The organism is Carnobacterium viridans (assembly GCF_900102725.1).
GTDB classification, from domain to species: Bacteria; Bacillota; Bacilli; order Lactobacillales; family Carnobacteriaceae; genus Carnobacterium_B; species Carnobacterium_B viridans.
Genome location: NZ_FNJW01000008.1, coordinates 593,542 through 619,235 on the forward strand (window position 1 = coordinate 593,542; position 25,694 = coordinate 619,235).

A 25,694-nucleotide genomic window follows, 5' to 3' on the forward strand; every position below is an offset into this window, starting at 1 on the left:
TAGCCATATGGTTTCATGTCTTCCCTTTATGACATAAAAGTAGTCTGTTTGTTGAGTACTGTTTGGTTTAATTAGTTGCTCTTTGTTCGTAATAACTTATCCCTACTTTCTATGTACAACTCGTGTAATGTTTTTTAATATGAGTTTGATTGATCTATCTAAACTTGAATCAACTCTATAATTAGTATAACGGGTATTAACAGCTACACGACCAAACGTTACAATAATAACTGGACTTATTTCTAGGAGGCTGTCAAATGACTGACACAAATGTTCCCATTGGTTCTACATTAAAGAAAATCAGAGAAAATAAAGGCTATACACAAAAAGAAGTTTCAGATCATACTATGGCTCGTTCAACGTATACAAAGTTTGAAAATGATGATATCACTCCTACACTTTCCAAATATCTCGCTATTTTGGATCATATGGATATGTCTCACGAAGAATTCATCTATTTATTAAACGACTTTGAATTAGGACAGAAAGAAACGATTCTTTATTTGTTTAAACAATTAGATAAAAATCCAACACTTGAATTAATTTATGAAATCATTGAAAAAGGCGAACTATTGGTGCAAGACCGCTACGATCAATTGACCCTTGACATTTTAAATGCTTGTCGTGGATATGCGGTTTTATTTGAGGAACAAAATTTAGCTAAAGCTAAAGATTATGCTCAAGAAGTGTGGAATAGAATGGAAACATTGGATAAATGGTACCTAGCTGAATTGCACATTATCAATAGCATTTTGTACTTATTCGACAGTGACACTGCTGCTCTATTTACAGAAAGAGCCCTTGAAACATTAACTCAATACCAGCATCTTGATGAAGCGAGGAATTTAAAAATTAGTTTCTTACTGCATTTAACCAATCTCCTGATGATGGACCAAAAATACGAACAAGCCTTGTTTTACATCAAGCAAATGGAGACTGAAAGTGCTCGGATGGATTATGCGGTTATGCTTGCGACTGCCTTGGTTCGTAAAGAAGTCTGTATGAAAAAAGTCGATGATACATCTGAACCTGGACTCATTGATCGAGCTGTTCGTATTTTTGACAGTTTAGATAAACAAAACTTAAAAGAATCAGTATTAAAAGACCCCGAAAACTTTTTGAATCTTTATTCGCAATACCCCGCTGATGAAATAAAAGATGAACTTATAACAAACTAAACAATTAACTTAGAAACAAAAAAACTGCCGATTGAAAAATCTTTCGGCAGTTTTTTTACCCATTTTTTAAAAATTCCTAACTCGATTAATCTTTTACCTCAATAATGTAGTGAAATCTTGTTCTCCTGATTTTAAATCAATCTTAGAATGATACTCCTGTAAACATCTTATTAAATAATCAACATCTGAAAAATGATGTCGCATAAATTTTTCAGTTTTTACATTTTTTATGTTCATCACTTGTTTACAATAATCACTTGGCTTTTGGTATCCTTTACTCGACTGTCGTTTAAATCTATCGTATTGACCCATTCCTATAATAACTAAAATTTCTATTTCGGGTCTTGTAATAATGGGTACAACTTCACTTACCTGCTCTTCATATGGTGCAGATATTTTAAAACCTTCATTTTTTTTATCGATTACGCGGATAACCTTTATCTTTTTTTCATAATCTTGATTTAAATAGTTAGATTGAAACTGCTTTGGTTTGATTCTCTTAATTAGTTCTTCATTTAAAAGATCTTCTTTGTTAAAAATCAATTTATTTGCATCCAACAAGATTTCAATTATTACTTTTTCAGCTGTTCCTTCATATATACAGGCAATAATTTCTCCCATTAATTTTTACCATTTTTAACAGTTTCTTCATTCGCTAATCCTTTGATATACTTTTTCAGTTCCATTGTTGCTCTATATTGGGGAGCTGTCCCCTTAATATAATTTGAAAGATAGACTTCGCTTTTTTTCAAATCGTTTCTTTTTACTTTATCAGAATAATTGACAAGCTCATTTTGGCTCTGATTATTACGATCTTTTAAGGTAATGTATATATTATCTTTTCGGTTGAATTCATCTAAAAGCTCACTATAATGTGTTGAAAAAATCAAAGTAGCTCCATTAGGATTTAGTTTTTCATCTTTAAATAAATTAAAAATCGTTGTTATAATTGTTTTATTAAAGTGATTTTCAATTTCATCTATTAAAACATATCCTCCATTTTCTATAGATGAAATAATTAGACTAAAAACATTAATTCCTTTTATCGTTCCTGATGATAAATATTTTTCTAATTCTAGAATGCTGCTGATAAAAATTTCTTGTTGATGATAGAATTTTAAATAGGTTCCGCCATTATGAGCATTTCGTACATATTCAATACTTGAATCAAAAAATTTGATGACTTCTTGAGGAACATTCCAATTGGGCATATAAAAATTATAGTTTGTTAAATTTAAAGAATTCCCAACATACATCGGATTGTTTTTTGTTTGAACAACATTAATACTGATATCTTTAGCTAAATACTTTTGATCAAGATCTGATCGTATAACTAACAGTTCTTTATCATGAAATACATACAATTCTTTCTTAGATGTCACTTTTTTGCTATCTTTAACTCTGATTGTTTCTTCAACAAACTCATATTCATTAGTTTCATTAAGTTTAACTGTTGAATCTAATTTAAATATATGATTGTTATCATAATAAAAAACTGTAAATTGAATCCTATCTCCAAGCAAATACTTCCCGTCAACTTCATTTAACTGTTTATTTCTAAAAAATACATCGAAAATAATGGATAGATAGTTTAAAACGGTTGTTTTACCAGATGCATTAATACCAGCAATTGCAAAACTATTTTGAGAATAGATGTTGGAAAATAAATGATTTAGATTTTCTTTATCGATAACTTTATCTTGAGCGGTAAAATCAAATTCAATTATCCCATCTTTAAAGATATTGTTTCCTTCTACAATTATTTTAAGCAATTTCATCTCATTCACCTCTTTCATATAGTATATCATTCATCATTTTTATTACAAACGAAATATACGTTTAAACATCTAACTTTTTGATATTTAATTGAGTTTTTAACATTTTTAAACAACTTAATCGTTTATTAAAATTATTCAAATAAAAACGACCTAACTCTTTTATTAGAGCTAAAGTCGTTTTATAGTGTCATTCTTCAATGTGGTACGTGAGGTGTGGAAAAGCAATTTAGTCAGCACAAATGGCTATAAACGGTTAACTATATATTAATACGAATTTAACTTCTCTTGTTCTGTCATCACTAGCAATTGTTCCTCTACCGTTTGCGTGAACTCTTTAAAATTCATTAATATTGATACCCTTTCATCAACTCTTTTTGTTCTGGTACATAAAATGGTTTGGTTCGTTGATTACGTAACACTTCGTCGAAAATGCCTTCTTCAAGAACTGATTCATGAACAGCATAGTCACTATGAAAATAAATAAATAATTTCCCCAGTTCTTTTTCATTTTCTCGAATTGTTATTTTTGCTTTTTCAAGTTTTAATTGTGTCTTATTTTGCTGATTGTAAATCTTATTCTATTAATGAACAGTTAATAGTTATTTCAACTTTAGTGTAACAAAAAATATCTCCACATCCAGTCATTAAAATAAGCTATTCCTTACTCTCTTTTTCCCTACCATGAATATGATTGAGTTTCTGAGACATCTATGCTAAACTAGCAGCGTTAAAGAAAGCGTTTTCTTACGTTTCTTTGTTCATTTATACACAAAAAAATCAAGGAGGACAACAGTATGTCAAGTTTTGTGGAATGGGATTTTTTGACTGAGTTTGTTGAAAAAGCTTTTATGGCTTATGGGATTCCAGAAGCCGATGCAAAAATTTGTACCGATGTTCTATTGCAATCTGATAAAAAAGGGATTGAAAGTCATGGAGTCAATCGCTTTAAACCAATTTATATTGATCGAATCAAAGATGGGATTCAAAATCCAATCACGGAATTCGAAATCGTACGCGAAACTCCAACAACTGCTGTAGTTGATGGCCATGATGGCATGGGACAAGTGATTGCTCACCGTTCGATGCAAATGGCAATTGATAAAGCTAAACAATATGGTATGGGTATGGTCGCAGTGAGAAACTCGACACACTTTGGCATTGCCGGTTACTACACTGATATGGCAGCAAACGCTGGTTGTATTGGGATGACAGGAACAAATGCCCGCCCTTCTATTGCGCCAACGTTTAGTGTGCAAAATAAACTGGGTACCAATCCCTTGACGGTAAGCTTTCCTACAGATGAGGAATTTCCATTCTCACTTGACTGCGCCACTTCTATTATTCAACGAGGAAAAATTGAACTTTATGAACGTGAAGGAAAAGATACTCCAGCTGGCACCGTAATTGGACATGATGGATCTGCACTGACCGATTCGCCTACTATTTTGAAGGCACTTCAATCTGGCGAAGCTGCTCTTGCTCCATTGGGAGGCATTGGAGAAAACCTTTCTGGTTATAAAGGATACGGTTATGCCACCATCGTTGAAGTGCTTTCTTCTGCTTTACAACAAGGGAATTTCTTAAGCTTATTATCTGGCATTGGAGAACACGGAGAAAAAATAAAATTCCATTTAGGCCACTTCTTCATTGCCATTGATACTGAAGCCTTTATGGGACTAGACAGTTTCAAAAAAACAGCCGGTGATATCATGCGTGAATTGCGCGCTGCAGAAAAAGCTCCAGGTGCAGAACGAATCTATACTGCTGGTGAAAAAGAATATTTGATTTGGCAAGAGCGCAAAAAAACAGGTTTACCTGTTAGCGAACCGGTTCAAAAAGAACTGATTGCGATTCGCGATGATGCTGGATTAACGGATTACCGCTTCCCATTTGAACAGTAAGGGAGATTACTATGGATAATAAAAAAGAAGCCTTAGCGAAACATTATGAATGGAATGGAAAATTTGAAATCAATAGCCGAGTACCGTTAATTACTCGTGAAGACCTCGCACTTGCTTATACTCCAGGCGTAGCGGAAGCTTGCTTGACCATTGAAGAAAACCCGGATAAAGCTTATGAACTGACACGTAAAAACAACTTGGTTGCAGTCATTACGAATGGAACTGCAGTGCTTGGTTTAGGTTCTATCGGCCCCACAGCATCTATGCCAGTCATGGAAGGCAAATGTGTGTTGTTTAAAGCTTTTGCAGATATTGATGCTTTTCCTATCACTATTCAATCAAAAGAGGTAGACATCATTGTACAAACTATCGAGCAGATCGGGAACAGTTTTGGTGGAATTAATCTTGAAGATATCGCAGCTCCTGAATGTTTTGAAGTTGAGCGTCGCTTGAAAGCTTCATTGGATATCCCAGTGTTTCATGATGATCAACACGGAACCGCTATCGTCGTTGCAGCCGGATTGATTAATGCATTAAAATTAGTTCATAAATCTTTTGAAACGATCAAAGTCGTTGTTAATGGAGCAGGATCAGCCGGTATCGCTGTCGCAAAACACCTCTTAAACTTCGGTGTACGCAATTTAATTTTAACCGATAAAGCTGGTATTTTAGCAAATGATACTCCTAACTTAAACAATGAACAACAGCACATGACCACCGTTACCAATTTAACGAACCAGCATGGCAACTTGAGTCACGCGTTACAAGACGCGGATGTTTTTATCGGCGTATCTGTCGCAAACATCTTAACACTAGAGATGATTCAGAACATGAAGCCAGATCCGATTGTTTTTGCTATGGCAAATCCTGTACCGGAGATTATGCCTGATTTGGCAACTGAATCTGGTGTTGCTGTTATAGGGACTGGGCGCAGCGATTTTCCTAACCAAATCAATAATGTCTTAGCTTTCCCTGGAATTTTTAAAGGTGCACTCAGTGTTCGAGCTTCCGATATCAACGAGGCTATGAAAGTCGCAGCCTCTCATGCGATCGCTTCCCTTATTGCCACTGATGAATTAAGAGCAGATTACGTCATTCCTGGTGCTTTAGACCCACGAGTCTGTCCTGCCGTTACTAAAGCCGTTAAAGAAGCTGCTATTAAGACAAGAGTTAATCGAATTTAAGATCTCTTACTCTACAAAAAAAGTCTATTAACTACCATTTACTAAATTGGTGGTTAATAGACTTTTTTCTTTTAATATCAAATTTATTAAACTCTGCTCTTATAACGAAGAAAGCTTTTGTACATATTAATTTTTAATACATATCACTTAACCAATTATTTGCCTTATAAGCATTCACCATGTTTTGATTATGTTCATCTGTCGCATAGTTCATTTCTATCGGTCTTAAATGGATAGCAACAGTCTGTTCTGCTTCATTTTTATCTACTGAAATTACCTCAATTTCATCGGGATCCACAAACATAGAATCTTTGATAAAATCTCCTTCTTGAGGAATACTAGAAGACTCAAAAGGTTTTTGCAATGTAATTACTTTCTCATCAGGGGTTTTTACATGAATCGTACGATATAGTGTCATTTCCATTGTGTTTCCTCCAAAAGTTCTGTCTTTAAGTAAATCATAACATACCTTTGGAAACTGGACGAGTAGAACACTCATATTTCAGACAGGTTTAAAATCATTTGCTAATTCGAGTGCTAGTCTATTTAAAGACTAGCTAGTGTTTTTAAAACAGCATCGGTCACATTTTTTGCTGATAAGGCTAAATTATCATTGAAAGCTTCATCTGCTGAAGCACCAGCACTATCCGAAATTGATTTTATAGAAAGTAATTCATAGTCTCGATAAGAAATCGTTTGTGCAATTGCAGCAGCTTCCATATCTAGAATCACAGCTTCAGGAAAGTGCTGTTTCACTTCTTTGATTTTATGGTCATCAGCATAAAATGAATCTGACGTGATAAGGTGACCGATTTTCACCTTATATGCTGTTTCTACGTCAATGACATATTTTGATACATCAGCTGAGTACGACGCTGGCATCTGAGGAATTTGACCTTTTACATAACCAAATATCGTTGCATCCGCATCATGATAAGTAAAGTTGTCAACGTATAATACGTCACCAATTGTTAGTGTATCTGATAATGAACCAACTACGCCATAGTTTATAAATAAATCTACTTGATAATTCTCAAGTAAAATAGATGCCCCAATAGAAGCATTCACTTTACCAATTCCGCAACGCACGATAATTAATTCATGCTGTTTATAAGAGCCGTTTCTTACTTCAATTTTTTTGCGACTATCTACTAACTCAGTATTTAGTTGTTCTAATAATGGTGCCAATTCTTCTTCCATGGCAACAATGATTCCAATTTTCATTTTCCACCTCTTTTTATTTATCGATGCGTCACCTCATCAATTTTCAATTTCAAACTATTATCTGTTTATGTGTCTACGCTTCTTCTCCCCAAATTTCTTCAGCAACTGATTTAACAAATTCAACTTTTTTCCATTGTTGTTCTTCTGTAAGAATATTGCCTTCTTCCGTTGAGGCAAAACCGCATTGTGTACTTAAGCATAAGCGATCAAGCGTAACATACTTAGCCGCTTCCTTGACGCGAGCAATAACCGCTTGGCGATCTTCTAATTCGCCGCTTTTAGACGTTACAAGTCCTAAAACAACTAATTTATTGTCAGAGACTTTTGCTAAAGGTTCAAATCCACCAGAACGATCCGTATCATATTCCAAATAATAAGCTTGAACATTTTCTTGATCAAACAATGGTGTTGCTACGGTATCATAAGCTCCTGTTGCAACCCAAGTTGAATGAAAATTGCCGCGACAAACATGCGTATTTACCGTTAAATCATCAGGAAAACCAGCTATTGCTGCATTATTGACTTCAAGATACAAGGCCTTAAGTGTTTCTCTAACTTCATCGCTATTTGTTGCATCTGTGCCTGGCAGCTCCCTCGCTACCAACATACCCCAAGTACAATCATCCAGTTGTATCGTACGGGCTCCTGCTTTGTATAAATCGTGAATGACTTGTTGATAAGCATTCGCAACTGCTTCGACAAGCTGTTTATCTGTCGGATAGAATTGACGTGTTGCTTCAACGTTTCCCGGACTTAATAATTCTTTTATGCATTGTGCTGGCGCAGGAATAGTTTGTTTGACTTCAATGTTTTCTGAAGTATGCTCGCGAGTAAATTTGAAGTCTTCAACAAATGGGTGCTTTTCTCCTGAAATAAGTCCGGTCACTTTTGCTGTTTCTGCTCTTGTATGCTCATCAGCAAACTGATAACCTCCTTCTTCAAATTTACTAATGCCATTAAATCCCCAAAAGAAATCTAGATGCCACCAGCTGCGACGAAATTCTCCATCTGTTACAGCTTTTAATCCTGCTGCTTCTTGTTTTTTGATCAAGTCAATGATTTCACGATCTTCTACTGCTTTGAGCTCTTCAGCTGTAATTTGATTGTTTTGAAAAGCTGCTCGTGCTTCTTTTAATGTTTTAGGTCTTAAATAACTTCCTACAATATCGTAACGAAATGGTGACGTTGTTCTGCCTTTTGTTTTAATTTTTTCTGTCATGATTCATTCCTCCAATAATTTTTTATTTGTCTAATGAACAGATATTTTTCCATAAAAAAATACCCATCCCTTTGCTTATCAACTATTGATAAACAAAGGGACGGATATTTCCGTGTTACCACCCTAATTCGTGACAGTCTCTTAACTATCACCTCAGCAGTTCCGCCTGTTAAGGCTGAAACCCGACAATGTAACGGTTGCGACCGTTTGAGCAGCGTGAACCACACAAATTCTCAGAGTTCATCTTCACCGCTTCAATCTCGTGCCCTTTCTCACCATCCGGGCTCTCTTTAACAGATTTAATCAGTTACTCTTCTCTTCATAGACTATTTTTCTAATTGATTTCAATTTAATTAAAATAAGATTACTAATTCACATAAATTTATCATCATTTCTTCATAATGTCAAGCGTAAAATAAATGAGGATCATATGGAGTACTGGAAAACTGGATGTCATCATGAGTAGCGACAGTCAGTCTCGAATAGTTTGCTATTCCTGAATTAGGATTCCCTACAAAGCTCAAAACCTCAACACCATTTTCATAAGATTGTTTGACGAGTTCTTTTAAACGGGAAGTTTCACCCGATTCAGTGACAACTATAATTAACGTTTCACCAGCATATTCTTTTCGGATCAATTCTAAATGGGAATTCGTAATACTTCGAAAGCCATTAAGAATGAGCGATTCGTTGATATAATTCGCGATGATTTGAGAAAATCCAGAACCCAATATCATGATTGTTTTATCCTTATAATCATTTAAAATCTGCTCAAATTCACTAAAATAACGATCAGACAACTTTTGATAAAAAGGTAAATCCGTAACTTCAGCCAAATTAGCATCATTTTCTATTAATTTGTTTTCTTTCATTTTAAATACAGGTTCACTATAGCCAGAAAAATTCATTTTTTTAGCCAGATTCACAATCGTAGCTGGCGAAGTATAACATTGCTTAGCAACACCACGAATTCCTAATTCTTTTATGTCTTTAGCATGATGTTCAATAAATAAAAGGATATTTTTTTCTGTTTCATTTAAATTAAATTTATTTGCTAAGTTTTGAATATTCAATTTTTTCACCTCTTAAGTACCATCATATCACAAGAAAAAGGAATGGAGATAATTCAAATGGAAAAAAAATATATTGCCGACCCTTGGGCTAGAACGACAACTAGAAATAATCTAATCGGAGATGAAGTGATTTCTGGTTTACAAAAATGCATTCGACGTGGTTTAACTAAAGAAGCATGTGAATTCGCATATGAAATGTATATTACTTCACCACAATTTGAAGAAAAATTATGGCGTAGATTACTTGCCATCTCAGTAGAAGACATTGGAATGGGAAATCCTAACGCAGCGGTTATGGTGAACAACTTTAATCAAATGCGCAAAGAATTCCCTTATAATGAATCCGATCGCGCAATGTTTTTCTTTCATGCTATTCGCGTCTTAACTGAATCCGAAAAAGATCGTTCTACTGATTTATTAAAAAATATCGTCATTAAAAGTTTTGCTATGGGATACGTTCCAGAGATTCCTGATTTCGCTCTAGACAAACACACTACCCGTGGAATGGAAATGGGTCGTGATTCATTTCATTTCTTAAATGAAGCCAGCAAAGTTATCCCACAAATGGAAGTAACAAACCATTATAAAGAAGATTATGAAGAAATTTTAAAAAAATATGATCCAAATAACGTTACACCCAACGCATTTATCTTTAATAGCTGGCAAATTTAAAAAACAAGGAGAATAGCCATGAAAAAGAATGATACTTTTCTAGAAAAATTAGACCAAGTTTTAAGTCCAATAGGAGCTAAACTGGGTAATCAAATCCATTTAAAAGCTATATCTACAGGGATGATGTTCGGATTGCCTTTCATTGTGGTTGGTTCTTTGTTCTTAATTTTTGCCAACCCTCCAATCAATCTAGATTTATACAATCCAGAAACAGCAAACTTTTTCATGCGATTTTTAGCAAGTTGGAAAGAATTTGCCGTTGCCAATTATGACCTTCTAACTGCACCATATAATATGACGATGGGTATTTTTGGTTTAATTTGTGCTTTTGGTATTGCCTATTCGCTGGCTAGTGACTATCAATTAAATGCAGCAATGAATGGGATGATGTCTGTTTCGATTTTCATGCTAGTAGCTGCTAATAGTGTTGATGGACAAATTTCAACTGAGTTTCTTGGCACTAACGGCTTATTCGTTGCTATTATCATTGGTTTAGTGGTTGTGGAAGTTACCCGAATGGTAGAACGGCTTAATTGGAAAATTACTATGCCCGATTCTATTCCTCCTGCAGTTACGGCTTTTGTCAATTCATTATTTCCCTTACTGTTAAATATCATCCTTATTTATGGAGCAAATTTAATCATTATTGCTTTAACTGGTAGTACTTTCCCAGAATTTATTATGTTGATTCTAACACCTGCTTTAGGCTTTGCTGGAAACTTATGGGGCTTTATTGCTATCGTCACGTTTGGTAATTTTTTATGGTTGTTCGGTATCAACGGCTCTTCTATCATTTTTCCGATTCTTTTCTCAATTGGAATTGCCAATACCGGTATCAATAGCGAATTAGTTGCTAATGGGCAACAACCAGATGTTGCTATGAACCTACAAATGTTCCGGATTTCTGTTTTAGGCGGTGCTGGTGGAACATTGGGCTTGATTATTTTAATGATGCGCAGCAAATTGACTCATCTTAAAACCTTAAGTAAAATTTCGATTGTCCCAGGAATCTGCGGAATCAACGAGCCAATTATCTTTGGATTACCTATTGTATTTAATCCCATCTTGGCTATTCCCTTTTTAATCACTCCAATCATTAACTTAGTCTTGACCTATTATGCTCAACTAAGCGGTATTATTTCAATGGGGTATATTATTGATCCTTCTTTCACTCCACTTTTTGCACAAGCTTACTTGGCAACAATGGACTTCAGAAACATTCTCTTTTATTGCGCTTTGATTATCTTAAGTATCTTCATCTACTACCCGTTCTTTAAAATTTACGAAAGTAACTTGAGTAAAGAAGAACTAATACAAGAATAAAAGAGAATAACCATCAGTTGTCTTTAAAAAGACAACTGATGGTTATTCTTTTAATTTTTAAAGAAACAGACATTATACCAGTATCTATACATAGAAATTATAAGTTCTATTTTGCGTACCTTATTTAAGAGGGGGTGGAAATTATAATAGTAGTCAAAAAAAGGAACAAATCGAATTATTTACTTACCTTGGAAGCTCTAGATAAACGGATGGTACTTTCTGATGAGGAAAGGATTCATTTGTTGAATATGCAAAAAGGATTTGAAGGAGAGATCTTGTTTGATTCGCTGTTGGAAGAATATTTAGATGGGGACGCATTAGTATTGAATGATTTATTGTTTACAGAAAAAGGCAGCACATTTCAGGTTGATGCATTGATTCTGATAAGCGGCAAAATCTTGTTGTTTGAAGTAAAAAATTATGAAGGAAATTTTAAATTCAACTCACATCAATTCTTAACATTTTCTGGCAAAGAAATCGTTAACCCATTGAATAAATTGGACGAAACTTCTATCAAAATGCGGCAATTGTTGAATATGTGGAATATTAATCTCCAACTTGATTCTGTCCTCATTTTTGTAAATTCGGCTTTCACACTGTATAACGCACCAATCGATAGTCCAATTATTTTCCCCACACAAATTCGAGAGCACTTTTCCAAAATGAATAGAAGTGCTTTATTATTATCGGAAAAACATCACTACCTTGCGGATAAAATAATGAAAGAGCATCAAAATGAATCAGCTTTTCAGCATAAGTTTCCGAATTATACGTATGATTCCCTCAAAAAAGGATTATGGTGTATCAAATGCGGCTCTCCAGATGTAGTAATTACTCAACGAACCAGCTTCTGTAAAGCGTGCGGTCATCGAGTAGCAGTCGAAGAAATAGCATTGCGTCAAGTAGAAGATTTCAAATTATTGTTTCCTGATTCGAAAGTAACTACTCCTATTATATATGATTGGCTTGGTTCCACTATTCCAATGGCAAGAATCCAAAAAATATTAGTAAAAAATTACAAAATTTGTGGAGTCACATATGGTTCCTATTACGAATAAAAAACCCTTATAAAAGACGTAGATACTCGTCACCAGACGAGTATCCTCCGATTAAGTACTTTCTATCAAGTTCATTTTGGCATTATCACTTAGATAGTGCCATTTTAAGCGTGTATTCTGCTCTAAGTTATTCGAACCGAAGCTCGTTACGTCAACTCAAACAAAAATCGGACTTGAGTTAATCAAACTAAAGCTCGTTATGTTAACTCAAACGGAAATCGGACTTGAGTTAATCGAACCGAAGCTCGTTACCTTAACTCAAACAGAAATTGACTTTGAGTTAATCGAACTAAAGCTCGTTACGTCATCTCAAACAGAAATCGACTTTGAGTTAATCGAACTAAAGCTCGTTACGTTAACTCAAACGGAAATCGGTCTTGAGTTAATCGAACTAAAGCTCGTTACGTTAACTCAAACAAAAATCGGACTTGAGTTAATCGAACTAAGACTCGTTACGTCAACTCAAACGGAAATCGGACTTGAGTTAATCGAACTGAAGCTCGTTACGTTAACTCAAACAGAAATTGACTTTGAGTTAATCGAACTAAAGCTCGTTACGTCATCTCAAACAGAAATCGACTTTGAGTTAATCGAACTAAAGCTCGTTACGTTAACTCAAACGGAAATCGGTCTTGAGTTAATCGAACTAAAGCTCGTTACGTTAACTCAAACGGAAATCGACTTTGAGATGATAAAACTAAGACTCGTTACGTCAACTCAAACGGAAATCGACTTTGAGATGATAAAACTAAGACTCGTTACGTCAACTCAAACGGAAATCGGCTTTGAGATGATAAAACTAAGGCTCAAATAATCCATACAAAACAAGAGAGTCTCAAGAATAGGAATTCTTGAGACTCTCTTGTTTATTAGTGCAACATCTTCACTGGCACGGTAATCCGTTCATTCAATAACTCGAACCACAAACCATAACCTACTCCATTTGGATGGACATCATCTGCTAAAACTTCCTCAATCGTTAGATTTTTATCTTCCATTTTAGCTTGCATCAAGTGATAGGTATCAATAAAAGGCCATTGCTGCGCGGTTACAAATTCAGCGATTTCATTATTGTATTGTTCGTAAGTCACTTTACCCTCTTCTAGAAATACATCATTAAAAAGAGTAGGATTTGCGGTTTGCAAAATGACCAATGTATCTGGCAACTCCTCTTTGAAACGATCCATGATCCATTGAATATCTAATTTTGTTTGATCGACATTATTTTGCGGGTAGCGATTATTATTGATTAAACACAATTCAAAAAGTATAATGTCCGGTTTGTCTTTGACAACTGCCTCAATTTTTTCTCTTGAAATCAGATCAGCTGTACTATAGCCATTGTAACCGTGATTGATTACTCTTGCCTCAACACTATCTCGCTCATTCAAATTATTTTCAAGTAACTTACCCCACACAGGTTGTGCTTCATTCGCACCTTTTCCAAAGGTTACACTGCTGCCTAAGACCACAATAGTCACTTCGCCATCTCGTTCTGTTACAAATTTTGAACGATCTAACAAGCTTTCTTGCATATATGTATCAGACAATCGATAGTTTTCAGTCAATTTAGCTAACGTTTTATTTTTTTGAGTAGCAGTAAAAGAAATGATAAATACTCCTATTAATAAAACACCTAAACCAATTTTTATTTTATGTTGTTTCATATAAAATACCCCTCCAACTATTAGTCCATGCAGTATACCACGTTTTACAGCAGTAAAATAAGGCAAAATTCCGACTTTTTGAATAGTGCTTTTCTTTAAATATACAAAAAAACGCTCATCACATCGAATGCAATAAACGCTCTTTTGAATTGCTATAATACTTTTACTCTATTCTCTAACCTTCTCTTTAAAACAACCCAAAAACTTTAACTTTTTTTACTGATTGAGGGGTTGCAGTATGAATGAGTTCACCATTGATTAAATCTTTAGTAACTTGATGGTACTCTGCTACCTTTTCAGAACCGAATTCTTTTTCTAATTTTTGATATGCTTCTTTCATGTGAAACGAACGTGACCTAATATTGTGTGCATCCGAAGCGATAAAATGGACTAAATTAGCTTCGATCAATTGCTTGCTAACTTTTTGGATCTCTTTACCGAACCCTCCAGTGTAACTAGCAGCTGTTACTTGCGCCAAAGCTCCTTTTTCAACAAATGACAACAATTTATTAGGATCTTTCAATATCGCATGATTCCGTTCTGGATGAACGATGATAGGTGTGATACCTTCTCTTTGCATTTCAAAAAAAAGTGTTTCAGCATATTGAGGAATTGTTGGTGTCGGAAACTCAATTAAAACATACTGATTTCCTTCATCAATAAATTGAATCTTATTTTCTTCAATATCTTCAAAAAATTCTCCGTTGATGCGAACTTCTTGTCCAGGGAAAATCGTTAGTGGAATACCTCTGGCATCAAGTTCTAGCTGCACTTCATCGACTAAGCTCAAAATATCTTGTTTTTCATTATCCCAATGTCCATTTTTATAATGGGGTGACGCTAAAATATGTGTGATTCCTTCGGCTACAGCTTCGCGCGCCATATCCATAGAATCTTCTATATCTTTTGCCCCATCATCTATACCTGGTAAAATATGGCAATGTAAATCAATCATGTATTTTTCTCCTTTAGTTTTGCTCACTTAAATTATAGCTCATTATAAATCAAACCTATAAAAAAAGCTAGATGGTCAGGTTCTTCTTATTTTTTTCTTAACTTGGTTACAATATATTTCTGGAGGAATAGGGTTTGCTTGTAGCCATGCAAAGGATTCAATGCGAATTATATAGCGTTAATGCTTCAGCGATTACGCTATATTTGAGGCTTGAAAGCTCTGAAGACTATGAACTTTAGGCTTCAGACGTTCCCATGGCTCTCCACAAGCAAACCCGCCTATTCCAGAAGAAATTTTATTTTATTCTAAACAACACCATTGATGAAGAGCTTTTCTTAATTGTTTCAAAAAAAAAAGCCTCACATTACTACAAGTTAATTGTAGAAACGTAAGACTTCTTATTGATTATAATTTAAGTAATGACTATATAAAGTAATGCAGCGATAGCTCCACCAATCATTGGTGCTACTACTGGAATCCAAGAGTAACCCCAATCTGAATTTCCTTTGTTTGCGATCGGTAATAATTGATGAGCAATACGTGGACCTAAGTCACGTGCAGGGTTGATTGCGTACCCTGTTGATCCTCCAAGAGAAAGACCAATTGAAAGAATTAATACACCTACTACTAATGGGTTTAATCCATCAGTAAATGTATTTTTTCCAAACATCATAAGTGCAAATACTAATACGAACGTACCAATTACTTCTGACATAATATTGCCAACAGTGTTGCGAATAGCTGGACCTGTTGCAAAAGTTCCTAAAATACTCGCTTGATCTTTTGTTTCTTTAAAGTGTGGTAAGTAAGTCAACCAAACTAGAACAGCTCCCAAAATTCCTCCAAGTACTTGTGCAATAATAAACGGCAATACTAATGCCCAATCAAAATTACCAATAATAGCCATACCAAGTGTTACAGCTGGGTTTAAATGTGCTGGCCCCATAGATCCTGCAACATATACTGCGATCGTTACGGCTGCTCCCCATCCAAGTGCAATGACAACCCATCCTGATGCTTCAGCTTTACTTTTTTTCAAGTTAACGGCCGCACATACTCCATCCCCAAGCAACACTAGCATCATTGTTCCTAAGAACTCACTGAAAATTTGTAACATATCTCCACTCATCTATTTCCATCTCCTTTTAATTTTTTTAAATCAGACTCTGCAATTGCAGTTTCTAATTCTTTTTTATAATTAGTGCTTGTTTCAGTGGTCCAGCCATAGTAGCGAGCCATTTCCGCAATCACTGGTTCTATTATACCATCTAATGTGTCGCGCATAAACAACATATGGTTTGTACGGCGAATTAAAAAGTCCGCTGGTGTTAACGCCATCTCTTCAGCCATAGCATACCGTAAACTTACCGTATCTGCTAATGTTAATCCTTTGATTTGTTCGATTTCATCAATTAAAGCAAATACTTTCGGCGCGTTTGACCCGTATAAGTGAGCAAGGTAAGTTGCTTCAGATTCAATCAAGCCTTTTTCAATACCCATTTGGGCAAATTTTGCAGTTTCTTCATCCACTTCTTGCGGGTTGATTTCTCCACCAGATACTGGATATTTAGCAGAATCAATCAATTCATATGAGATGTTGAAGCTATTTTCTAAGATTTCAATCACAGCTTTCATCGCGCCGATTGCCATCTTACGGTAGTCTGTCAACTTCCCACCAGCTACTGTAATCAAGCCATCTTCATCAAGATCCAACGCACTTCCACGAGAAATCGCTGAAGGGTTGTCTTCTGATTCTGAATTGCCTGTTTCGATATTTTTCAATACGTCTTCTACGGTATAACGGTCAACTTCACCTTTTTGGAATTGCTCGATCGTAGAAATCACTTTATCAAAACTTTCGTCTTTGATTGGTTTGCTGTTTCCACCGTTGTAGTCAGAACCGCCATTTGACGAAATCAATGGACGCAACCCTGCCCAACTTGATTCGATATCATTAATCGTGATATCAGCTGAAGGGTAACGATTATTGACTATTTCCAATAAATAATCAACGTCTTCTTGGTCAACGGTTGGATGTGCAAAGTCGCCTTTGTAATCTGTATCGGTTGTTCCAAAGTACGTTTTTTCCTCACGAGGAATCACAAATACCATACGGCCATCGTTTTTACCTGTGTCGAAATAAGTCGGTTGTGGAACATGTAATTTCTTGCGGTCCACTACCAAATGAACTCCTTTAGTTGGGCGCATTTGCGGAACAGTGTCAAGTTTAGTATCCATTTGACGAATCGTGTCAGACCAAGGACCCGTTGAGTTCAAGACAACACGAGCTTTAATATCAAATGTTTCACCCGTTAACAAGTCTTCTACTGTTGCACCATTTGCTTTGTCATTTTCATCATGTAGAATTCCAACAACTTTCATACGGCTGACCATATGACCGCCATCTGCGGCTGCACGTTTGATGTTCTCAATTACCAAACGAGCATCATTGTTCCGGTAGTCCAAGTAAACTCCTGCACCTAATAAGCCTTCACTTTTCAGTTGTGGAACCCGTTTAAGGACTTCCTCTTTTGTTAACGTATAGTTTGCGTATTTCGTTCCGGTAACACTAGCTAGTTGATCGTATAGATCCATCGCTACTTTTAGAGAGAACATAGAAAAAGTTGAACCGGGTTCGTCATAGATTGGCAAAATCATTGGGTCAGCTTTAGGAATGTGTGGTGCGATACCTTGCACGACAGCACGTTCTTGAACCGTATCCGCTACAACTTCAACATCGAAGTTTTTCAAATAGCGTAATCCGCCATGAACTAATTTCGTTGAGCGTGAAGAGGTTCCTTCAGCAAAGTCCTGCATTTCAACAAGCCCTGTTTTAAGACCAGAAGCGCTGGCTTGCAAAGCAGTCCCAGCACCTGTAATCCCTCCACCAATAATTAAAACGTCCAATGTTTCTTCTTTTAATGCTTTGATATCTTGTTTTCTTCGTTCAATTGAAAAAACCATAAATCGTTTCCTCCTTTTATGCTTCAGGCTTAAATACTTGTGTAGCTTTGACTGCTAGTTTCCAGTTTTTGTATAGTTTTTCGCGCTCTGCATCTCCCATTTGTGGTTCGAAGATACCGCCTTCTTCATACATGTCTTTGATTTCGTCCATGCTTTCCCAGAATCCAACAGCTAGACCAGCTAAGTAAGCTGCACCTAAAGCAGTCGTTTCTAAGTTGTGTGCACGTTGAACGTTAGTTCCTAAGATATCTGCTTGGAATTGTAGTAACCAATCGTTATTTGCTGCTCCGCCATCTACTTTCAATAATGGAATATCAATGCCTGCATCTTTGTTCATTGTATCAATAACATCGCGTGATTGGTAAGCAATAGCTTGTAAAGTTGCTTTAACAAAATCTTCTTTAGTCGTTCCACGGTTCAATCCAAAGACAGATCCACGTGCATCTGAATCCCAATATGGTGCTCCAAGTCCTGTGAAGGCTGGTACCACAAATACTTCGTTGTCGTTTTTAGACGCTTTAGCAAGTGCTTCTGAGTCCGCTGAATTTTCAATCATTTTTAATCCGTCACGCAACCATTGGATTGAAGAACCGGATACAAAAATACTTCCTTCTAACGCATAGTAAATTTTTCCATTGATTCCATAACCAATTGTGGTTAACAAATTATTTTCTGATAATTGTGGTTTTTCACCTGTATTCATTACGATAAATGAACCAGTTCCGTAAGTGTTTTTCACCATTCCAGGTTCAAATGCCATTTGACCGAATAAAGCAGCTTGTTGGTCTCCTGCCATTCCTGAAATTGGTGTATTTGCACCGTAAAAATGATAGTTCGTTGTGTGTCCGTAAACCTCTGAGTTGGATTTCACTTCTGGCATCATAACACTTGGAATATTCAACAGGTCTAAGATTTCTTGATCCCATTCCAATTTATGAATGTTGAACAACATTGTACGGCTGGCATTTGAATAGTCCGTAACGAATGAATCTCCACCCGTTAATTTCCATACTAACCATGTGTCCACCGTTCCGAATAACAACTCACCTTTTTCAGCGCGTTCTTGTGCGCCTTCTACGTGGTCAAGGATCCAGCGAATTTTAGTAGCTGAGAAATAAGAATCAATGATCAATCCTGTTTTTTCATGAATCATTTTAGAATGTCCATCTTCATTTAATTTAGAAGCAATAGGTGCGGATTGGCGTGATTGCCAAACAATCGCATTGTAAATCGGACGTCCTGTTTTTTTATCCCAGATAATCGTTGTTTCACGTTGGTTCGTAATTCCGATTGCAGCAATCTCTGCTGGTTTGACACCGGATTCAATAAACGCCCCAGCAATAACCGATTGTACTGAATTCCAGATTTCATTCGGGTTGTGTTCTACCCAACCACTTTGTGGAAAAATTTGAGTAAACTCTTTTTGTGAGCTCCCAATCGTATTTGTTTTTTTATCATAAATAATTGCTCTTGAACTCGTTGTTCCTTGATCGATAGCCATAATGTATTTTTTCTCTGTCATGTTAAATTTCCTCCTAAGCTTTTGCAAGCGATTTCTTAATAAACTTATTGTAACCGTTTTTCTCCGAAAGAAAACGTCATCTTTTTTTAGTTTTTGAAATTTTTTGAGAGGTTTTGTCTTTTTTTGGTTTTTAGTCGCTGGATTAAAGCTGTTATGGACTATACAAACGTAGCAATAACAGCCATATGGTACTTAAAATCCTTTTGCCTGCTGTATCGGTTAAATAAAATAAAGCATATAGTCCTTAAGAGCATTCTGCCTACCATATGAGCTTGATAAAACAGAGCATACAGTACACAAGAACACTTTACCTACCATATGGTCTTACTTAAATAAACCATATAGTCCTTAAGAACACTCTACCTACCATATGGTCTTACTTAAATAAACTATACGGTACGCAAGAGCACTTTACCTACTATATGGCCTTAATCAAATAAAGCATACAGCACACAAGAACACTTTACCTACTATATGGTCTTAAACAACTAAATCATATAGTCCGCAAATCACTTTTAAGTACTGCAAACACTATAAATCGCTACCTCTACGGTACACAATACAAGTAAATACTAAATAAATTTGCATTTCTAAAAACAAGAAGCTACTATTTTGCGTACTTTACTCTAAAAGGAGTGTGCAAAATGCTGTATAAAAAACGTGAAAAATCTTGCAAATTGCTTATAATGGAGTCTTTGATCAGTCGGACTGACTATTCCAAGGAGGACTACGATGAGTACCAAAAACAAGTAAAAGGTTATGAGGGTGAATGTTACTTCGACATACTGATTGCGGGATTGACTTGTGACTGTCTTGTATTAAATGATTTACTATTAGAGATTCATGGTACTGAATTTCAAATTGACGCGTTAGTGATCACTGCACGAGAGATTTTACTTTATGAAGTAAAAAATTATGGCGGGGAATACCTACATAAAGAGGGATTTCTAGTATCTATCCCTTCAGGCAATTCCTTCCACAGCCCCACAGAAAGAATCAACCGACATACATCCTTATTGCAAAGCTTATTAGAAATACACCATCTAAAAATGCCTATCGAACCTTTTGTAGCGTTTGTCCATCCTGAATTTATGCTGTATGACACATCAACTATACAAAAAGTATTGATGCGAGCAACTTTTCCAAAACATTTCAGAAAGTTGAATACACAATCCGATTCTCTTTCTAAAAGACACTACCTGCTCGCAGATAAATTATGCGAACTATCTTCTCAAACGAATAGGTATTTAAAAGGTGTGCCTGAATATACTTATGAAACCTGCAAAAAAGGAATCATTTGCTCAGAATGCAGACAATTCATTCCAAAAATTGCACCTAAAAGTAAAACTTGCACATGCTTAGTATGTGGGAATATAGAACGTGTTTCAGCTGCCATTTCAAGGCATATTTTAGAATACAAACGATTGTTTCCAGAGAGAAAAGTTACGGTATCCAATATCTATGATTGGTGCGGCGGAGTTTGCCCAGTGAGAAGGATTCGATCCGTCCTACAAAAAGAATACAAGCCAGCAAGTGTAGGGCGAGCACTGCATTACGTATAAAAAAAACCAACTACCTAAAACGACTCTTTTAGGTGGTTGGATTGCGTTGCGTACGATATGTCTTAATAAAAGTTAACGTTAAGGTACTCAAAACGGGTTTACCTACCATAAGCTCACCAAATTTTTGAGGGATACGGTAGGCAAACCTAGTTTAAGGACCGTATCCCTTTTTATAAAAAACGCACATGGTAGGTAAACGTCTCTTAACTACCGTATGAACACAAAAATCCCCACTCTATGGTTGTTAATTGGAGAAATCCTGTCAGGAGGTTAACTGTTGCACGATTGTTTGAATATTCTTCATGTCGAAAGAAGACATAATTTCAGACAGGACATACACTCTGGCACTGCCGTAATCCCCCTTAGCAGCTGGTTGCTCATTAGTCAGAATGAGATCATATACCTTACCCGGCTGACAAGCTTCGACATGGATGCCATTGATATGCCTCATATTCAGTATAAGCAGCTGATTCAGTGTCTCCGTAAAAATAGCTTCCATTTTCAGATCAATTCCCACTTGTAAAATGGTGGTCATCTTCAACGTAACAATCGCCAGTAAGCTAATGTATTTCAGCAACCCCAGCTTCAACAAACTATTGTCTTCAACTTCTTTGATGCCAAATTTAGTTGTACTGATGGCAATCAATGTCTCAGCAAATGTAACCAAGTCTCTGCCGGTAAATTGTTTTTCTTTAGCCAACATTCCCTCATAATCATAAATTTCCATCTCTCCTTGGAAGAAGTACAATTTTGTGTGAATATGCGAAAGATGGTAATGCATGTCACGTTCCAACATGTAAGGCAATCTGCGGAATTTATATTGGATAATAATGGTTTCCACAATGTACGCATCCATCGTCGCAATAGGTGCACGGCGATCACGCTCCAACGTGTACTCATGGTAATCGTGTTCACTCAGGATTGGAAAAGCTAGCAAAAACGCAAAGTGCAGCATAGCTTCCTCTTCATCGACTTCAATCGAATAACGACTAAAGTAGCGCAAAACCATCATTCGAATTTTTTGGTACAGTGGATCCTTTAAGTAAGGCTGCATAAGTTTGCGCAAATGTGTATACTTCTTCTCTTTGCTAGCGACACGATTTTTACTAATGAGCAGCCACATATTGAGACGCTGTTTGTTTTCTGGTTCAATCGTAGCGTGCAAGGAGCTTTCCATAGCTTGCATCATTTGAGTGACTTGCTTATCGTTATGCGAAATGACAAGGGATTCTTGGTCTTCGATATAGCTATAAAATTGAAAATAGAAATATCGAATCTGCAGTTCTTCCCCGTGTAACTGTCCATTACGAATTTTGATGCCAAACTCTTTCAAGTAGCTGTTCAGCTCTTTGATTTTGCGAAATAAAGACGAATCGCTGATCATCAATTTTTGTGTCAGTTGAGTAATCGAGAACTCTTGATGCTTAAATAAAAATCGTATCAATTCAACTTTAATTGATTGATTCAAATACAGCTGATGAATTTGCGGCAAAGAAAATTCATCACTCATAATCAAGGTAATGAACTGTCCGTCATAATTAACTTGTACTTGATCTTCAAGAGATCGAATTCGAAAAGAAATGGATTCCAAATCCTTATCAAGGGAAGCTCTAGCAACAGATAGATAGTCTAACATATCCGTATATGAGAGCCTCCCACCGTTCAGCACGAGTTGTTTAAAAATCGTGACTTCTCTGATTTCATTTTTCTCCAAGAAGTGTTCAATCTTCATTTCCGTCATCCCTCACTTCTGGCCACGAAACAAAGTTGGTAGCCGAAATCATTTGGGTAAACGAGGGGTGGAAGAAATAATCTTTTTGCTGCAAATCTTCCAACGTTTGTTTCGTTTGAATAGCTAACGCCAAAGTATTGATTTTTTCTAAAACATCCGAAGTTGAAATCATTTGCGCACCAAGTAAAATATGACTTGTTGCATCATAAACCCATTTAATCGTTACAGTAGCGCTAGTTGGTAGACTCGTTAATCGCACTTCTTGACGATAAGTTTTCACCTTTTGACCCGTAAATACACTCTCAGCTTCTGTCATACCGGTACTCGCAATATAATACCCGAATATGAAGGTCCCAATCGTACGCAAAGAGCCTTTGAAAGCCATTTTTGGTTGGTTAAGATTAGCAGCAGCCACGATTCCTGTCCGGACTGCATTATTTACAAGCGGAATATACACTGTTTCTTCTTCTTCTCCATAAGCTAGCTGTATACAATCCCCCACAGCAAAAACATCTTCAACCGATGTACGCATATAGCGATCAACTGCAATCGTATGGTCCATATGAAGCTTGATATGTTCATCTAAAAAGTGCAAGTCCGGTCTCACGTTCACGCCTAAAATAACCGCCTCACTCGTAACCCTTTCATTTCCAAATCGAACCGTTGCCGTTTGATCCGCTTCAGCTTCAATCGCAGAGACCGTTTGATTCAAGCGCAAATCAATTCCTTGTTCAAGCATTTTTCGTTGCAAGGGCTGGATCATTTCTTTATCAAAATATTTGAATAATACATAATCCATATTTTCAATCAACGTAACTTTTTTCTCTTTTTTGCTTAACAAATCGGCTGCTTCTACTCCGACTTGACCAGCTCCAATAATCGTTACACTTTTACTAGCATCAACTTTAGCTAAAGCCTCTTCTGCTTCAGAGTGCCGTTTGTATTTCAAGACATTCTCGCCATCGCTGCCACTAATTTTTTGCGACAACTGGCTTGAACCTGTTGCAATAATTAACTTATCATAAGTGATCGACGCTTCTTGCTCATGAAACAGATAGTTGACTGTTTTTTGAACTGTGTCGATTTTTTCAACAGCTGCTTCTAAGCAACACTGGATATTTTGCTTTTCCAATTGCTCTTTCGTAATGAAGTAAGCTGCATCTAAATCAGCAATTCTATTTTCCCAGTATAAATGCAGCCCATTCGGAATGTAACCTAAAGTAGACTGCTTTTCCAGCAAAATAATTTCTGCATCAGACTGTTTTTTTCGTACTTCCAAAGCTGCTGCTACCCCAGCAAAAGAAGCTCCTATAATCACTACTTTCATGCTATTACTCCTCGTCAATGTATTTTTAATTCTTTTTTTCTTTAACAAAACTCTACTGTTAGTCAATTCAGTATATCATTAATTGAGTCTATTAAATAAGATCAAATTCTAGCCGACTAAATGATTTGACTTCAGCGCTAATTTGTTTAAAATTACACTACTAATAAATAGTTTAAATAATCCTTCGCCCTTCTAAAAGTGCTCCATAAAAAAACTGTTCTAATTCTATTTGTATTTTTCCAGCATCCTTAAATGTACAAAAAAGAACCCCAATCTTCTAAGGTTAGGCGTATAAACCTAACCAACGAAAGGGATTCTTTCTATAATAACTTTACATAAAAGTCACTTGCTTTTTTATTCAAACATTACGGTATCTCAATCTGATGATGATTTATCCTCAGATTTCGGACTGATACTAGTAAAAATATTTATACATACATTTAGTTTTAGCCAAATTCTTAATAATAGTCAACACTTGCAATGGTAGTCACTTTTAATAAGAAATTTAAAAAAATGATCATTATCCTATAAATACAAAATAAAATAGATGAATTTTAAAAATTAGTAATTTATGAAAAGTGTGAATCATTCAGGATATGTTGTACTATATTCAATAATGATTGATCTTTTTGAATCACATAATCTGGTTTCCAGCTTGTGTCGGTTTGATAATGATTTCTTCGGTTACTCCAAATAGCTTTCCATCCTGCTTTCTTCGCCCCTATCATATCATTTTCATATGAATCTCCAATATAGTAAGTGCTCTCAGGGAGAATATTTAAATTGTTTTGTACATATTTAAATATTCTAACATCTGGTTTAGCTATTTTTAATTCATCCGATATAAAAATATTTTGTTTAGGAACCCATTTTTCTAAATTTAATTGTTTTATTTTTGATCTTTGATGTTCAGATGGACCATTTGAAATGATTCCTAATACGACATTTTGTTCTTTACAATAATCTAATGTTTTTCTAATATCTTCGAGTAATCCAATGTTTTTTTGAAAATTTTGATAATCATTTTGAAATTTTGCAGCTTGTTCTTGTGTTATCTGTATATCAAACATCTCGAAAGCTTTTATAATTCGATAACTTTGCATATCCTCGAGTTTTACTTCTCCTTTTTCTGTCTTATCAAATAACGCATCACTAAATTTCCGACTAAACAAATATATTTTAGTTATAGGGATACTTGAATATCTTTGGAAATTTTTATCAAATGCTTGTCTGAACGGCTTGAGTTGATCGTATACAGTATCATCTATATCAAAAATAAAATTATACATAGCTTTTTCCCTCTTCTTTTATTCCTATCTTATTTATATGTCCTATCCTTTGGTCTATGATTGCTA

Annotated in this window: 22 protein-coding genes and 1 other annotated feature; of the genes, 8 read left to right on the plus strand and 14 right to left on the minus strand. The window is 35.6% G+C overall.

Annotation, left to right across the window (positions count from 1 at the left end; all coding sequences use genetic code 11):
- Positions 1–257: 257 nt before the first annotated feature.
- Entirely contained in the window at positions 258–1,178 is a 921-nt protein-coding gene (locus BLT48_RS04260) for a helix-turn-helix domain-containing protein (protein ID WP_089975487.1), read from the plus strand.
- 93 nt (positions 1,179–1,271) lie between these two features.
- Here the strand turns inward: BLT48_RS04260 and BLT48_RS04265 are convergent, their stop codons facing one another.
- The gene (locus BLT48_RS04265; protein ID WP_035023453.1) at positions 1,272–1,799 is read right to left on the minus strand and encodes a hypothetical protein; all 528 of its coding nucleotides are present in this window, start codon (positions 1,797–1,799) and stop codon (positions 1,272–1,274) included.
- Positions 1,799–2,974, minus strand: coding sequence for an AAA family ATPase (locus tag BLT48_RS04270; RefSeq protein WP_176944064.1), 1,176 nt, complete (start codon positions 2,972–2,974; stop codon positions 1,799–1,801). The genes BLT48_RS04265 and BLT48_RS04270 overlap by 1 nt, the downstream gene beginning before the upstream one ends.
- Before the next feature lie 776 nt (positions 2,975–3,750).
- Here BLT48_RS04270 and BLT48_RS04275 point away from each other — a divergent pair.
- A complete protein-coding gene (locus tag BLT48_RS04275) occupies positions 3,751–4,857 on the plus strand; it encodes an Ldh family oxidoreductase (protein ID WP_089975492.1) in 1,107 nt (368 codons plus the stop codon).
- Between the two features lie 11 nt (positions 4,858–4,868).
- A complete protein-coding gene (locus tag BLT48_RS04280; protein ID WP_089975493.1) occupies positions 4,869–6,041 on the plus strand; it encodes an NAD(P)-dependent malic enzyme in 1,173 nt (390 codons plus the stop codon).
- A 133-nt stretch (positions 6,042–6,174) separates the two neighbouring features.
- Here the strand turns inward: BLT48_RS04280 and BLT48_RS04285 are convergent, their stop codons facing one another.
- From BLT48_RS04285 to BLT48_RS04300, 4 genes are all read right to left on the minus strand, one after another.
- On the minus strand, positions 6,175–6,465 hold the full coding sequence (locus BLT48_RS04285) for a hypothetical protein (protein ID WP_089975496.1): 291 nt from the start codon (positions 6,463–6,465) through the stop codon (positions 6,175–6,177).
- Positions 6,466–6,587: 122 nt separating this feature from the next.
- Positions 6,588–7,265 carry a 5'-methylthioadenosine/adenosylhomocysteine nucleosidase gene (locus BLT48_RS04290; protein WP_089975498.1) on the minus strand — a complete coding sequence of 226 codons (678 nt, stop codon included), beginning with the start codon at positions 7,263–7,265 and terminating at the stop codon, positions 6,588–6,590.
- 73 nt (positions 7,266–7,338) lie between these two features.
- Positions 7,339–8,484 carry a 5-methyltetrahydropteroyltriglutamate--homocysteine S-methyltransferase gene (locus BLT48_RS04295; protein ID WP_089975501.1) on the minus strand — a complete coding sequence of 382 codons (1,146 nt, stop codon included), beginning with the start codon at positions 8,482–8,484 and terminating at the stop codon, positions 7,339–7,341.
- Between the two features lie 93 nt (positions 8,485–8,577).
- Positions 8,578–8,816, minus strand: a binding site (T-box leader).
- Between the two features lie 72 nt (positions 8,817–8,888).
- On the minus strand, positions 8,889–9,557 hold the full coding sequence (locus BLT48_RS04300) for a MurR/RpiR family transcriptional regulator (RefSeq protein ID WP_176944065.1): 669 nt from the start codon (positions 9,555–9,557) through the stop codon (positions 8,889–8,891).
- 57 nt (positions 9,558–9,614) lie between these two features.
- Here BLT48_RS04300 and BLT48_RS04305 point away from each other — a divergent pair, with 57 nt between their 5' ends.
- The 4 genes from BLT48_RS04305 to BLT48_RS04320 all read left to right on the plus strand — a co-directional run bounded on the left by BLT48_RS04305 (position 9,615) and on the right by BLT48_RS04320 (position 13,424).
- Positions 9,615–10,229 carry an AAA family ATPase gene (locus BLT48_RS04305; RefSeq protein WP_089975506.1) on the plus strand — a complete coding sequence of 205 codons (615 nt, stop codon included), beginning with the start codon at positions 9,615–9,617 and terminating at the stop codon, positions 10,227–10,229.
- 18 nt (positions 10,230–10,247) lie between these two features.
- A complete protein-coding gene (locus BLT48_RS04310) occupies positions 10,248–11,552 on the plus strand; it encodes a PTS sugar transporter subunit IIC (protein WP_089975509.1) in 1,305 nt (434 codons plus the stop codon).
- Positions 11,553–11,686: 134 nt separating this feature from the next.
- Positions 11,687–12,610: a nuclease-related domain-containing protein gene (locus BLT48_RS04315; RefSeq protein ID WP_226776631.1), complete on the plus strand. Its 924-nt coding sequence runs from the start codon at positions 11,687–11,689 to the stop codon at positions 12,608–12,610.
- Between the two features lie 199 nt (positions 12,611–12,809).
- Positions 12,810–13,424 (plus strand): hypothetical protein, encoded by a 615-nt coding sequence (locus BLT48_RS04320; RefSeq protein WP_089975513.1) that lies wholly within the window; start codon positions 12,810–12,812, stop codon positions 13,422–13,424.
- 55 nt (positions 13,425–13,479) lie between these two features.
- Here BLT48_RS04320 and BLT48_RS04325 read toward each other — a convergent pair whose 3' ends face one another.
- From BLT48_RS04325 to glpK, 5 genes are all read right to left on the minus strand, one after another.
- Positions 13,480–14,277: an SGNH/GDSL hydrolase family protein gene (locus BLT48_RS04325; protein WP_089975515.1), complete on the minus strand. Its 798-nt coding sequence runs from the start codon at positions 14,275–14,277 to the stop codon at positions 13,480–13,482.
- Between the two features lie 187 nt (positions 14,278–14,464).
- The gene (locus tag BLT48_RS04330) at positions 14,465–15,232 is read right to left on the minus strand and encodes a tyrosine-protein phosphatase (protein ID WP_089975518.1); all 768 of its coding nucleotides are present in this window, start codon (positions 15,230–15,232) and stop codon (positions 14,465–14,467) included.
- Positions 15,233–15,644: 412 nt separating this feature from the next.
- Positions 15,645–16,361, minus strand: coding sequence for an MIP/aquaporin family protein (locus tag BLT48_RS04335; RefSeq protein ID WP_089975520.1), 717 nt, complete (start codon positions 16,359–16,361; stop codon positions 15,645–15,647).
- Positions 16,358–18,196 carry a type 1 glycerol-3-phosphate oxidase gene (gene glpO, locus BLT48_RS04340; protein ID WP_089975523.1) on the minus strand — a complete coding sequence of 613 codons (1,839 nt, stop codon included), beginning with the start codon at positions 18,194–18,196 and terminating at the stop codon, positions 16,358–16,360. Before glpO ends, BLT48_RS04335 begins: the two co-directional genes overlap by 4 nt.
- Positions 18,197–18,212: 16 nt before the next feature.
- Positions 18,213–19,718, minus strand: a complete 1,506-nt coding sequence (gene glpK, locus BLT48_RS04345; protein ID WP_089975525.1) for a glycerol kinase GlpK — start codon at positions 19,716–19,718, stop codon at positions 18,213–18,215.
- A gap of 644 nt (positions 19,719–20,362) precedes the next feature.
- On the opposite strand from glpK, the gene BLT48_RS04350 reads away from it, so the two are divergent.
- Positions 20,363–21,280, plus strand: coding sequence for a nuclease-related domain-containing protein (locus BLT48_RS04350; RefSeq protein ID WP_089975528.1), 918 nt, complete (start codon positions 20,363–20,365; stop codon positions 21,278–21,280).
- A 262-nt stretch (positions 21,281–21,542) separates the two neighbouring features.
- On the opposite strand, the gene BLT48_RS04355 is transcribed toward BLT48_RS04350, so the two are convergent.
- From BLT48_RS04355 to BLT48_RS04365, 3 genes are all read right to left on the minus strand, one after another.
- Positions 21,543–23,021, minus strand: coding sequence for an AcpB/EbpR/MafR family transcriptional regulator (locus BLT48_RS04355; protein WP_244885799.1), 1,479 nt, complete (start codon positions 23,019–23,021; stop codon positions 21,543–21,545).
- Complete coding sequence (locus tag BLT48_RS04360) at positions 23,002–24,339, minus strand: FAD-dependent oxidoreductase (protein WP_089975533.1); 1,338 nt, start codon at positions 24,337–24,339, stop codon at positions 23,002–23,004. The genes BLT48_RS04355 and BLT48_RS04360 overlap by 20 nt, the downstream gene beginning before the upstream one ends.
- A gap of 569 nt (positions 24,340–24,908) precedes the next feature.
- The gene (locus tag BLT48_RS04365) at positions 24,909–25,628 is read right to left on the minus strand and encodes an HAD family hydrolase (RefSeq protein ID WP_089975535.1); all 720 of its coding nucleotides are present in this window, start codon (positions 25,626–25,628) and stop codon (positions 24,909–24,911) included.
- Positions 25,629–25,694: the final 66 nt, after the last annotated feature.

Coding starts and splice junctions, on each gene's coding strand:
- BLT48_RS04275 (WP_089975492.1), top strand. CDS start 3,751: ATGTCAAGTTTTGTGGAATGGGATTTTTTGACTGAGTTTGTTGAAAAA.
- glpO (WP_089975523.1), bottom strand. CDS start 18,196: ATGGTTTTTTCAATTGAACGAAGAAAACAAGATATCAAAGCATTAAAA.
- BLT48_RS04320 (WP_089975513.1), top strand. CDS start 12,810: ATGTTAACTCAAACGGAAATCGGACTTGAGTTAATCGAACCGAAGCTC.
- BLT48_RS04290 (WP_089975498.1), bottom strand. CDS start 7,265: ATGAAAATTGGAATCATTGTTGCCATGGAAGAAGAATTGGCACCATTA.
- BLT48_RS04335 (WP_089975520.1), bottom strand. CDS start 16,361: ATGAGTGGAGATATGTTACAAATTTTCAGTGAGTTCTTAGGAACAATG.
- BLT48_RS04270 (WP_176944064.1), bottom strand. CDS start 2,974: ATGAAAGAGGTGAATGAGATGAAATTGCTTAAAATAATTGTAGAAGGA.
- BLT48_RS04355 (WP_244885799.1), bottom strand. CDS start 23,021: ATGACGGAAATGAAGATTGAACACTTCTTGGAGAAAAATGAAATCAGA.
- BLT48_RS04280 (WP_089975493.1), top strand. CDS start 4,869: ATGGATAATAAAAAAGAAGCCTTAGCGAAACATTATGAATGGAATGGA.
- glpK (WP_089975525.1), bottom strand. CDS start 19,718: ATGACAGAGAAAAAATACATTATGGCTATCGATCAAGGAACAACGAGT.
- BLT48_RS04295 (WP_089975501.1), bottom strand. CDS start 8,484: ATGACAGAAAAAATTAAAACAAAAGGCAGAACAACGTCACCATTTCGT.
- BLT48_RS04325 (WP_089975515.1), bottom strand. CDS start 14,277: ATGAAACAACATAAAATAAAAATTGGTTTAGGTGTTTTATTAATAGGA.
- BLT48_RS04260 (WP_089975487.1), top strand. CDS start 258: ATGACTGACACAAATGTTCCCATTGGTTCTACATTAAAGAAAATCAGA.
- BLT48_RS04360 (WP_089975533.1), bottom strand. CDS start 24,339: ATGAAAGTAGTGATTATAGGAGCTTCTTTTGCTGGGGTAGCAGCAGCT.
- BLT48_RS04350 (WP_089975528.1), top strand. CDS start 20,363: ATGCTGTATAAAAAACGTGAAAAATCTTGCAAATTGCTTATAATGGAG.
- BLT48_RS04365 (WP_089975535.1), bottom strand. CDS start 25,628: ATGTATAATTTTATTTTTGATATAGATGATACTGTATACGATCAACTC.
- BLT48_RS04265 (WP_035023453.1), bottom strand. CDS start 1,799: ATGGGAGAAATTATTGCCTGTATATATGAAGGAACAGCTGAAAAAGTA.
- BLT48_RS04305 (WP_089975506.1), top strand. CDS start 9,615: ATGGAAAAAAAATATATTGCCGACCCTTGGGCTAGAACGACAACTAGA.
- BLT48_RS04330 (WP_089975518.1), bottom strand. CDS start 15,232: ATGATTGATTTACATTGCCATATTTTACCAGGTATAGATGATGGGGCA.
- BLT48_RS04310 (WP_089975509.1), top strand. CDS start 10,248: ATGAAAAAGAATGATACTTTTCTAGAAAAATTAGACCAAGTTTTAAGT.
- BLT48_RS04285 (WP_089975496.1), bottom strand. CDS start 6,465: ATGGAAATGACACTATATCGTACGATTCATGTAAAAACCCCTGATGAG.